Below are 11,743 nucleotides of genomic sequence, written 5' to 3' on the forward strand. Positions count from 1 at the left end.
GTTACATATATAATAAACCGCATCAATCGCTTCCAATTGAGAGATGTAAAATTTTTAAGAAATGGCTAAAGAAATTAGTAAAGTAGTTAAACTACAAGTTAAGGGAGGTGCTGCGAACCCGTCGCCACCGGTTGGACCTGCTTTGGGAGCTGCTGGGGTTAATATCATGGAGTTCTGTAAGCAATTTAATGCTAGAACACAAGATCAACCTGGCAAAGTGTTACCAGTACAAATTACTGTGTACAAAGACAAATCATTCGATTTTGTTGTAAAAACTCCACCTGCTGCAGTTCAGTTATTGGACGCTGCTAAATTAAAATCTGGTTCTGGCGAGCCAAACCGTCGTAAAGTGGGAAGTATCACTTGGGACCAAATTAAAGCAATCGCTGAAGACAAGATGACTGATTTAAATGCTTTCACAATTGAATCTGCTATGAGCATGATTGCTGGAACAGCTAGATCTATGGGTATAACTGTAACTGGAGATTCTCCTCTAAAATAAGGTAAGAAATGGCAAAATTGACTAAAAAACAAAAAGAGGCTGCTTCAAAAATTGAGAAAAACAAATTGTATTCATTAAAAGATGCTTCGTCTTTATTGAAAACAGTTGCTTCTGCAAAATTTGATGAGTCTGTAGATATTGCTGTTCGTCTAGGAGTTGATCCAAGAAAAGCAAATCAAATGGTAAGAGGTGTTGTAACTCTTCCTCACGGAACTGGTAAAGATACTAAAGTATTAGCTTTAGTAACTCCAGATAAAGAAGCAGAAGCTAAAGCAGCTGGTGCTGATTTCGTAGGATTAGACGATTATCTTCAAAAAATTAAAGACGGTTGGACTGATGTTGATGTAATCATCACTATGCCAGCTATCATGGGTAAATTAGGTCCATTAGGACGTGTATTAGGTCCAAGAGGTTTAATGCCAAACCCAAAAACAGGAACAGTTACTATGGAAATTGGTAAAGCTGTTGCTGAAGTAAAAGCGGGTAAAATTGACTTCAAAGTTGATAAAACAGGTATTGTTCATGCTGGTATCGGAAGAATTTCTTTCGAAGCTGACAAAATCGTTGATAACGCTCACGAAATTATTCAAACATTAATCAAAATGAAACCAACTGCAGCTAAAGGTACTTATATCAAGTCTATCCACTTGTCTAGTACAATGAGTCCTGCTATCGCTTTAGATCCTAAAGCAGTATAATTGGTAGTTAAACATATTTTATTATGACTAGAGAAGAAAAATCAATCGCGATAGAAGATTTAACTGCAAAGTTGGCTGATGCAAACATTGTATATATTGCAGATACATCTGGATTAAATGCAGAAACTACTTCAAACTTAAGAAGAGCTTGTTTTAAAGCTGGAATTAAATTAGAAGTTGTGAAAAACACATTACTTGAAAAAGCAATGGAAGCTTCTGCTAATGATTATGGAGATTTACCATTAGTATTAAAAGGAAATTCATCAATTTTAATTGCTGAAGTAGCAAATGCTCCTGCAAAAATCATTAAAGATTTCCGTAAGAAATCTGATAAACCACTTTTAAAAGGTGCTTTCATTAATAACGAAATCTACATCGGAGATAACTTATTAGATAGCTTAGCATCTCTTAAATCTAAAGAAGAAGTTATCGGTGAAATCATCGGATTACTTCAATCTCCTGCTAAACGAGTACTTTCGGCTTTATTGAATAATGCTGAACAAAAAGGTGAAGCGGCTGAATAATCGAGCAGACTAAAAAAACATATTTAATTAAAAGAACATTTTAAACGATAGAAAAAATGGCAGATTTAAAACAATTCGCAGAACAATTAGTTAACTTAACAGTTAAAGAAGTTAACGATTTAGCAACAATATTAAAAGACGAGTATGGTATCGAGCCAGCTGCTGCAGCTGTAGTAGTTGCTGCTGGTGGAGGTGATGCTGGTGCTGCTGAAGAGCAAACAGAATTTACAGTAGTATTGAAAGATGCTGGTGCTTCTAAATTAGCAGTAGTTAAAGCGGTTAAAGAATTAACAGGTCTTGGCTTGAAAGAAGCAAAAGATATCGTTGATGGTGCACCTTCTAACATTAAAGAAGGAGTTTCTAAAGCAGAAGCTGAAGGTTTGAAAAAATCTTTAGAAGAAGCTGGAGCTGTTGTTGAGTTAAAATAATAACACACCGGTTTTAGAACTAGGTTTAGGTCTTGAGTTAATCCTCAAAGACCTAAACCATTTTTCGTATAATAAAATTATATAAATTTTATTACTGCATAGCTCAAATAACGAAGGAGCTTTTAATCAACACGAAGAAAAAAATAGACAATTTTTCCTGGTCTATTTTTAAGAGGTATTGATTATCAAAAAAAGGAAAGTAGAGATTGAACAGTGTTTTTACACAAAAATTACTTTTTTTAAATCAAAATTTTGTCCATTGATGATAACAAATCAGACTGAAAGATTGAATTTTGCCTCAACAAAAAATATACCTCAATATCCAGATTTTCTAGATGTTCAGGTAAAATCTTTTAAAGATTTCTTCCAATTAGAAACGAAATCAGACGAAAGAGGCAACGAAGGTTTATACAACACCTTCATGGAGAACTTCCCAATAACTGATACAAGAAACCAATTTGTATTAGAATTTTTAGATTACTTCGTTGATCCGCCACGTTACACGATTGAAGAATGTATCGATAGAGGTTTAACTTACAGCGTTCCGCTTAAAGCTAGACTTAAACTTTACTGTACAGATCCAGAGCATGAGGATTTTGAAACTATCGTTCAAGACGTATATCTAGGAACAATTCCTTACATGACACCAAGTGGTACATTCGTTATCAATGGTGCTGAAAGAGTTGTGGTTTCTCAGTTACACCGTTCACCTGGAGTTTTCTTTGGACAATCATTCCATGCTAATGGGACCAAATTATATTCTGCCAGAGTAATTCCTTTCAAAGGTTCTTGGATAGAATTTGCTACCGATATCAATAACGTAATGTATGCGTATATCGATAGAAAGAAAAAATTACCAGTAACGACTCTTTTCCGTGCTATTGGATTTGAGCGTGATAAAGATATTCTTGAAATTTTTGATCTTGCAGAAGAAATCAAAGTTTCAAAAACAGGTCTTAAAAAATACATCGGTAGAAAACTTGCTGCACGTGTTTTGAATACATGGCATGAAGATTTCGTTGACGAAGATACAGGTGAAGTAGTATCTATCGAGCGTAATGAAATTATATTAGATCGTGATACTATTATTGATAAAGATAATGTAGAAGAAATCATTGACTCTAATGTAAAATCTATTTTGTTACACAAAGAGGATAATAACCAAGCAGATTATGCTATTATCCACAACACGTTGCAAAAAGACCCAACAAACTCTGAAAAAGAAGCTGTTGAGCACATCTATCGTCAGTTGCGTAATGCAGAACCGCCTGATGAAGAAACTGCTCGTGGTATTATAGATAAATTATTCTTCTCTGACCAACGTTATAACTTAGGTGAAGTAGGTCGTTATAGAATGAACAAGAAGTTAAACCTTGATATTCCTATGGAAAAACAAGTTTTAACTAAAGAAGATATCATTACTATCGTAAAATATTTGATTGAGTTAATCAATTCAAAAGCTGAGATTGATGATATCGACCACTTGTCAAACCGTCGTGTTAGAACAGTTGGTGAACAACTTTCTCAACAATTTGGTGTTGGTTTGGCTCGTATGGCAAGAACCATTCGTGAGAGAATGAACGTTAGAGATAACGAGGTGTTTACACCAATCGATTTGATTAATGCTAAAACATTATCATCGGTTATCAACTCTTTCTTTGGAACTAACCAGTTATCTCAATTTATGGATCAAACCAATCCATTAGCAGAGATTACACACAAAAGAAGATTATCAGCACTTGGACCAGGTGGGCTTTCTAGAGAAAGAGCTGGTTTCGAGGTTCGTGACGTTCACTATACGCACTACGGAAGACTTTGTCCAATTGAAACTCCTGAAGGACCAAACATTGGATTGATTTCATCTCTTGGTGTTTATGCTAAAGTAAACGGAATGGGATTCATCGAAACGCCTTACCGTAAAGTTACCAACGGACAAGTTGACTTAGTTTCTGAACCTATTTATTTAAGTGCAGAAGAAGAAGAAGGAAAAATGATTGCTCAGGCAAACATTGAAATGGATGCAAAAGGAACAATTACTGCTGATAAAGTAATTGCTCGTGAAGAAGGCGATTTCCCAGTAGTTGAACCAAATGTTGTTCATTATACTGACGTTGCTCCAAACCAAATTGCATCTATTTCGGCTTCATTAATTCCATTCTTGGAGCATGATGATGCGAACCGTGCGTTGATGGGATCAAACATGATGCGTCAAGCCGTACCATTATTACGTCCAGAATCTCCAATCGTTGGAACAGGTCTTGAAAGACAAGTTGCTTCAGATTCGAGAGTATTGATTAATGCTGAAGGTAACGGAACTGTTGAATATGTTGATGCTAATATCATTACCATTAAATATGACAGAACTGATGCAGAAAGAATGGTAAGTTTTGATGCTGACGAAAAAACATACCAATTAATCAAATTTAGAAAAACAAATCAAAGTACATCTATCAACCTGAAACCAATCGTTAGAAAAGGTGACAGAGTTACAAAAGGTCAAGTACTTTGTGAAGGATATGCTACTCAAAACGGAGAATTAGCACTTGGAAGAAACCTTAAAGTAGCGTTCATGCCATGGAAAGGTTACAACTTCGAGGATGCAATCGTAATCTCAGAAAAAGTAGTTCGTGATGATATTTTTACCTCAATCCACGTAGATGATTATTCATTAGAAGTTAGAGATACTAAATTAGGTAACGAAGAGTTAACTAATGATATTCCTAACGTTTCTGAAGAAGCTACTAAAGATTTAGATGAAAACGGAATGATTAGAATTGGTGCCGAAGTTAAACCTGGTGACATCCTAATCGGAAAAATTACACCTAAAGGAGAATCAGATCCAACTCCAGAAGAGAAATTGCTTCGTGCAATCTTCGGTGATAAAGCGGGTGATGTAAAAGATGCTTCGTTAAAAGCTTCTCCATCATTACACGGTGTAGTTTTAGATAAAAAATTATTCGCTCGCGCGGTAAAAGATAAAAAGAAACGTACCAAAGATAAAGACGATTTGACGGCTTTAGAAATGGAATTCGAAACTAAATTTGTTGAATTAAAAGACAGATTAATCGAAAAATTATTCGAAATCGTTGATGGTAAAACGTCACAAGGAGTAATGAATGACTTAGGAGAAGAAGTGCTTCCAAAAGGTAAAAAATACTCTAAAAAGATGTTACAATCAGTTGAAGATTTTGCTCACTTAACAAAAGGTCAATGGGTTTCTGATGATGAAACTAATATTTTAGTTAATGACTTAATCCATAACTATAAAATCAAATTAAACGATTTACAAGGTGCGTTAAGAAGAGAAAAATTCACTATTACAGTTGGAGACGAATTACCAGCTGGAATTTTGAAATTGGCTAAAGTTTATATCGCTAAAAAACGTAAGTTAAAAGTTGGTGATAAAATGGCAGGACGTCACGGAAATAAAGGTATCGTTGCTCGTATCGTGAGAGACGAAGATATGCCTTTCCTTGAAGATGGAACGCCAGTTGATATCGTATTGAACCCACTTGGTGTACCTTCACGTATGAACATTGGGCAGATTTATGAAACCGTTCTTGGTTGGGCTGGACAAAAATTAGGTAGAAAATATGCTACACCAATTTTTGACGGAGCAACATTAGACCAAATTAATGAGTTGACAGATGAAGCTGGAATTCCACGCTTTGGTCATACTTATTTATATGATGGTGGAACAGGAGAACGTTTCCATCAACCAGCAACTGTTGGAGTTATCTATATGTTGAAACTTGGACACATGGTTGATGATAAAATGCACGCTCGTTCAATTGGTCCATACTCGTTGATTACGCAACAACCACTTGGAGGTAAAGCTCAGTTTGGAGGTCAGCGTTTTGGAGAAATGGAGGTTTGGGCACTTGAAGCTTATGGAGCATCAAGTACGCTTAGAGAAATTTTGACTGTTAAATCGGATGACGTAATTGGTAGAGCTAAAACTTACGAAGCAATCGTAAAAGGAGAAACTATGCCAGAACCAGGATTACCAGAATCATTCAATGTATTAATGCATGAATTGAAAGGTCTTGGATTAGACATCAGATTAGAAGAATAAATCATGATTTATTGTAGAAGCGTTGCATCGCAACGCTTTCTATAATATTTTTTAATAAGTTTTTAAAGATTTATACCCGTAAACCGTTCCGATTTTTTATGCAATATTAAATTGTATAACTAGCACTTCAAGGTGAAAGAGACTTGAAGTTTTGAGAAGTAATTCGAGGTAGTAACTTAATGGTTTTTTTAGTAATTAGTAAAGAGTAAATAGTAATTAGCAAAGAGTATTTTCAATAGCTTATCACTCATCACTCATCACTCATCACTTACGAACTATAAATCTAAGTTCAATTAATAGAAATAAATCAATAGTAAAAACTATGATGAATAATAGAAATAATAAGGACAATAAAAATACTATCAAAAGGTTTGATAGAATTTCAATTGGTTTAGCTTCTCCAGAGTCTATCTTGGCTGAGTCAAGAGGCGAAGTGTTGAAGCCAGAGACTATCAACTATAGAACACACAAACCAGAGCGTGATGGTCTTTTCTGCGAAAGAATTTTCGGTCCAGTAAAAGATTTTGAATGTGCTTGTGGTAAATACAAAAGAATCCGTTATAAAGGAATCGTTTGTGACCGTTGTGGAGTTGAAGTTACTGAGAAAAAAGTACGTCGTGATAGAGTTGGACACATCAATCTAGTTGTGCCAATTGCTCATATCTGGTACTTCCGTTCGTTGCCAAACAAAATTGGTTATATCCTTGGATTACCATCTAAGAAATTAGATATGATTATTTACTACGAAAGATATGTAGTAATTCAAGCTGGTATTGCTAAAAATGTAGATGGTGAAGAATTAAACAGATTAGACTTTTTAACAGAAGAAGAGTATTTGAATATTTTAGATACACTTCCAATGGAAAACCAATATTTAGATGATAACGATCCTAATAAATTCATTGCCAAAATGGGTGCTGAATGTATTATGGATTTATTAGCGCGTACAGATTTAGATGCTTTGTCATATGAATTACGTCACAATGCTAATAATGAAACATCTAAACAAAGAAAAACTGAAGCGCTAAAGAGATTACAAGTTGTAGAATCTTTCCGTGAAGCAAATCTAAACAGAGAAAACCGTCCAGAATGGATGATTTTAAAAGTAATTCCAGTTATTCCACCTGAATTACGTCCTTTAGTGCCGCTTGATGGAGGTCGTTTTGCAACATCTGATTTGAACGATTTGTACAGAAGAGTTATCATCCGTAACAACCGTTTAAAAAGATTAATGGAAATCAAAGCTCCAGAAGTTATTTTGAGAAACGAAAAACGTATGTTACAAGAATCAGTAGATTCATTATTTGATAACACTCGTAAAGCTTCTGCGGTTAAAACAGAATCAAACAGACCATTAAAATCCCTTTCTGATTCATTGAAAGGTAAACAAGGTCGTTTCCGTCAAAACTTATTAGGAAAACGTGTGGATTATTCTGCTCGTTCGGTAATTGTTGTTGGACCAGAAATGAAATTGTTCGAATGTGGTTTGCCAAAAGATATGGCTGCTGAATTGTACAAACCATTCGTTATTCGTAAATTAATCGAAAGAGGAATTGTTAAAACAGTTAAGTCGGCTAAGAAAATAATCGACAAAAAAGAACCAGTAGTTTGGGATATCTTAGAAAATGTAATTAAAGGACATCCAGTATTGCTGAATCGTGCTCCTACTTTGCACAGATTGGGTATTCAAGCTTTCCAGCCAAAATTAATTGAAGGAAAAGCAATCCAATTACACCCGTTAGTTTGTACGGCATTCAACGCGGATTTCGATGGTGACCAGATGGCAGTTCACTTACCACTTGGACCAGAAGCTATTCTTGAGGCACAATTATTAATGTTGGCTTCACACAATATCTTGAATCCTGCGAATGGTGCGCCAATTACGGTTCCTTCTCAGGACATGGTTCTTGGTCTATATTATATGACCAAAGAAAGATTATCAACTCCAGAACACCCAATTTTAGGTGAAGGTTTAACGTTCTATTCTGCTGAAGAGTGTAATATTGCTTTAAACGAAGGAAGAATTGAATTGAATGCTCGTGTGAAAATTAGAGCAAAAGATTTCAATGAAAATGGTGAGTTGGTTTATAAAATTATTCAAACAACTGCTGGTAGAGTATTATTTAACGAAGTAGTGCCTGAAGCAGCTGGATATATCAACGAAGTATTGACTAAAAAGAACTTACGTGATATTATTGGAAAAATCCTTGCAGTAACTGATGTTCCTACAACGGCAGCTTTCCTTGATAACATGAAAGACATGGGATATAAATTTGCATTCCGTGGTGGATTATCATTCAGTTTAGGTGATATTAGAATTCCAGAGCAAAAAGAAAAATTAATTGCTGATGCAAGAGAGCAAGTTGAAGGTATCTCTATGAACTATAACATGGGATTAATTACCAACAACGAGCGTTATAACCAAGTTATTGATATTTGGACTTCTGCCAATGCTCAATTAACTGAGTTAGCTATGAAAAATATCCGTGAAGACCAACAAGGTTTCAACTCGGTATATATGATGCTTGACTCTGGAGCGCGTGGATCTAAAGAGCAAATTCGTCAGTTAACTGGTATGCGTGGTTTGATGGCTAAGCCTAAAAAATCAACTGCTGGTGGTGGTGAAATTATTGAAAACCCAATTCTTTCTAACTTTAAAGAAGGTCTTTCAATTTTGGAGTACTTCATTTCTACTCACGGTGCGCGTAAAGGACTTGCGGATACGGCTTTGAAAACGGCTGATGCTGGTTACTTAACTCGTCGTTTACATGACGTTTCTCAAGACGTAATTGTAAACTCGGTAGATTGTGGAACATTAAGAGGAATTGAAGTTTCTGCTTTAAAGAAAAACGAAGAAATCGTTGAAACATTAGGAGAAAGAATTCTTGGACGTGTTGCTTTACAAGACGTTATCAATCCGTTGACTAACGAAGTATTAGTTCACGCAGGTGAGCAAATTACAGAAGCCATTGTAAAAGCAGTCGAAGAATCTCCAGTAGAAAGAGTAGATGTTCGTTCGCCATTAACTTGTGAAGCTAAAAAAGGAATCTGTGCTAAATGTTACGGAAGAAACTTAGCTACTGGTAAAATGACACAAAAAGGTGAAGCTGTTGGAGTTATTGCAGCACAATCAATTGGTGAACCAGGAACACAGTTAACACTTCGTACCTTCCACGTTGGAGGAGTTGCTGGTGGAGTTTCTGAAGAATCTAGCATTGTAGCAAGATTTGGCGGAAGACTTGAAATCGAAGATTTAAAAACAGTTAAAGGTGAAGATAGCGAAGGAAATACAGTTGATATCGTAATTTCTCGTTCTACTGAATTAAAATTAATCGATGTTAAAACCGATATATTATTAAGTACTCATAACATTCCTTACGGTTCATTCATCTATGTAAAAGATGGTGATGTAGTAGAAAAAGGAACTGATATTTGTAAATGGGATCCATATAATGGAGTTATTATTTCTGAGTTTACCGGTAAAGTAGCTTATGAAGATTTAGAGCAAGGACAATCGTTCATGGTTGAAATCGATGAGCAAACTGGTTTCCAAGAAAAAGTAATCTCTGAAGGAAGAAACAAAAAATTAATTCCAACACTACATATTTATGGTAAAGACGGCGAATTAATTCGTTCGTATAACTTACCAGTTGGTGCACACCTTATGGTAGAAGATGGAGAGAAAATTAAAGCAGGTAAAATCCTTGTGAAAATTCCTCGTCGTTCTTCTAAAGCTGGGGATATTACTGGAGGTTTACCAAGAATTACTGAGTTGTTAGAAGCTCGTAATCCTTCAAACCCAGCGGTAGTTTCAGAAATTGATGGTGTTGTATCTTTCGGGAAAATCAAAAGAGGTAACCGTGAAATCGTTATCGAATCTAAATTTGGTGAAGTTAAAAAGTATTTAGTTAAACTTTCTAACCAAATTCTAGTTCAAGAAAATGACTTCGTAAAAGCAGGTATGCCATTGTCTGACGGTGCAATTACACCAGAAGATATTCTTAGAATTCAAGGACCATCGGCTGTTCAACAGTATTTGGTAAATGAAATTCAAGAGGTTTACCGTCTTCAAGGGGTAAAAATCAATGATAAACACTTTGAAGTGGTTATTCGTCAAATGATGCGTAAAGTTAGAGTTGAAGATCCAGGAGATACATTATTCCTAGAAGAGCAACTTATTCATACAAGTGATTTTATCGAAGAAAACGATAAATTATACGGAATGAAAGTTGTTGAAGATGCAGGAGATTCTGATGTATTGAAACCAGGTCAAATCGTTTCACCACGTGAATTAAGAGATGAAAATTCTTTATTGAAACGTAACGATAAAAACCTAGTAGTGGCTCGTGATGTAATTACAGCCACAGCAACTCCAGTACTTCAAGGTATTACTAGAGCTTCGCTTCAAACGAAATCATTTATTTCGGCGGCATCGTTCCAGGAAACTACTAAAGTATTAAACGAAGCTGCTGTTGCAGGTAAAGTAGATACATTAGAAGGCTTGAAAGAAAATGTTATCGTTGGACATAGAATTCCTGCAGGAACAGGTATGAGAGATTACGACCATACTATTGTAGGTTCTAAAGAAGATTTCAACGAAATCATGTCTAAAAGAGAAGAATACATCTACTAATCTAATTATTAGTAGTAATTAAATAAAAGCCACTATTTTAAATTTTAAATTAGTGGCTTTTTTAAATTGAAAGAAAAAATAAAATCTAATATTTAAAATCTAATATCTAATATTAAATGAGCGATAATAATCAACAGCAACAAGGTCAAATTAACATTGAGCTTGACGAAAAAACAGCCGAAGGAATTTATTCCAATTTGGCTATCATCAACCATTCAGCTTCTGAATTTGTTGTAGATTTTGTTACCATTATGCCTGGCGTGCCAAAAGCAAAAGTAAAATCAAGAATTGTTTTGACACCACAACATGCAAAACGTTTTCTTAAAGCATTAAATGATAATATCCATCGTTTTGAAGCGGTAAACGGAGAAATAAAGGATACAGAGCAACCTCAAATTCCTTTAAACTTTGGTCCGGCAGGACAAGCTTAGAATTATAAAATTTTTATCAAAAGCCTCTCAGAAATGAGAGGTTTTTTGTTATACCTATCTATGATAACAGCAATTTTCAATAAATCTTTCCTATGTTTTCTCTGTCGTAAATTGTATATGACCTTTATGTTTTTAAACAGATTAAAACCCATTTTAGCTGTTCTGTCCGTGTGCCATTTTCCAACCTGAATTTCATAACCTTTACGCTGTAGCAAAAAGTACCCACAATCTTGTCATGCTGAGCAACGAGGCATCTCATAAATAGTATAACCAAAACAACCCATAACTAAAACATGTTTTAAACAAAGCAACGATAAAAGAATAATACCAATCTTAAATGTTAATTAAACATTATGATTTTACCCTTTTGTATTAAAACTCACGGTTTTAATTTGCAGAACTAAAAAATAAATGTACTTTTGTCAGGTTGTACTTTCGTCTGATTTTCAGTA

The 11,743-nt window shown here is 34.9% G+C and carries 7 protein-coding genes; all 7 read left to right on the plus strand.

Going from position 1 to position 11,743, the window contains the following annotated elements; genetic code table 11:
• The first annotated feature begins 61 nt into the window (after positions 1–61).
• Positions 62–502, plus strand: coding sequence for a 50S ribosomal protein L11 (gene rplK / locus G6042_RS10130; RefSeq protein ID WP_169524314.1), 441 nt, complete (start codon positions 62–64; stop codon positions 500–502).
• 8 nt (positions 503–510) lie between these two features.
• Positions 511–1,200, plus strand: a complete 690-nt coding sequence (gene rplA / locus G6042_RS10135; RefSeq protein ID WP_169524315.1) for a 50S ribosomal protein L1 — start codon at positions 511–513, stop codon at positions 1,198–1,200.
• A 23-nt stretch (positions 1,201–1,223) separates the two neighbouring features.
• A complete protein-coding gene (gene rplJ / locus G6042_RS10140; RefSeq protein ID WP_169524316.1) occupies positions 1,224–1,724 on the plus strand; it encodes a 50S ribosomal protein L10 in 501 nt (166 codons plus the stop codon).
• 56 nt (positions 1,725–1,780) lie between these two features.
• Positions 1,781–2,152 (plus strand): 50S ribosomal protein L7/L12, encoded by a 372-nt coding sequence (gene rplL, locus G6042_RS10145; protein WP_169524317.1) that lies wholly within the window; start codon positions 1,781–1,783, stop codon positions 2,150–2,152.
• Positions 2,153–2,414: 262 nt separating this feature from the next.
• Positions 2,415–6,227, plus strand: coding sequence for a DNA-directed RNA polymerase subunit beta (gene rpoB / locus G6042_RS10150; RefSeq protein WP_169524318.1), 3,813 nt, complete (start codon positions 2,415–2,417; stop codon positions 6,225–6,227).
• A gap of 322 nt (positions 6,228–6,549) precedes the next feature.
• A complete protein-coding gene (rpoC, locus tag G6042_RS10155; protein WP_169524319.1) occupies positions 6,550–10,860 on the plus strand; it encodes a DNA-directed RNA polymerase subunit beta' in 4,311 nt (1,436 codons plus the stop codon).
• A 116-nt stretch (positions 10,861–10,976) separates the two neighbouring features.
• The gene (locus G6042_RS10160; RefSeq protein WP_169524320.1) at positions 10,977–11,291 is read left to right on the plus strand and encodes a DUF3467 domain-containing protein; all 315 of its coding nucleotides are present in this window, start codon (positions 10,977–10,979) and stop codon (positions 11,289–11,291) included.
• Positions 11,292–11,743: the final 452 nt, after the last annotated feature.

The sequence above is a fragment of the Flavobacterium solisilvae genome (genome assembly GCF_012911605.1).
Taxonomy (GTDB): domain Bacteria; phylum Bacteroidota; class Bacteroidia; order Flavobacteriales; family Flavobacteriaceae; genus Flavobacterium; species Flavobacterium solisilvae.

Coding starts and splice junctions, on each gene's coding strand:
- rplJ (WP_169524316.1), top strand. CDS start 1,224: ATGACTAGAGAAGAAAAATCAATCGCGATAGAAGATTTAACTGCAAAG.
- rplA (WP_169524315.1), top strand. CDS start 511: ATGGCAAAATTGACTAAAAAACAAAAAGAGGCTGCTTCAAAAATTGAG.
- rpoC (WP_169524319.1), top strand. CDS start 6,550: ATGATGAATAATAGAAATAATAAGGACAATAAAAATACTATCAAAAGG.
- G6042_RS10160 (WP_169524320.1), top strand. CDS start 10,977: ATGAGCGATAATAATCAACAGCAACAAGGTCAAATTAACATTGAGCTT.
- rplL (WP_169524317.1), top strand. CDS start 1,781: ATGGCAGATTTAAAACAATTCGCAGAACAATTAGTTAACTTAACAGTT.
- rpoB (WP_169524318.1), top strand. CDS start 2,415: ATGATAACAAATCAGACTGAAAGATTGAATTTTGCCTCAACAAAAAAT.
- rplK (WP_169524314.1), top strand. CDS start 62: ATGGCTAAAGAAATTAGTAAAGTAGTTAAACTACAAGTTAAGGGAGGT.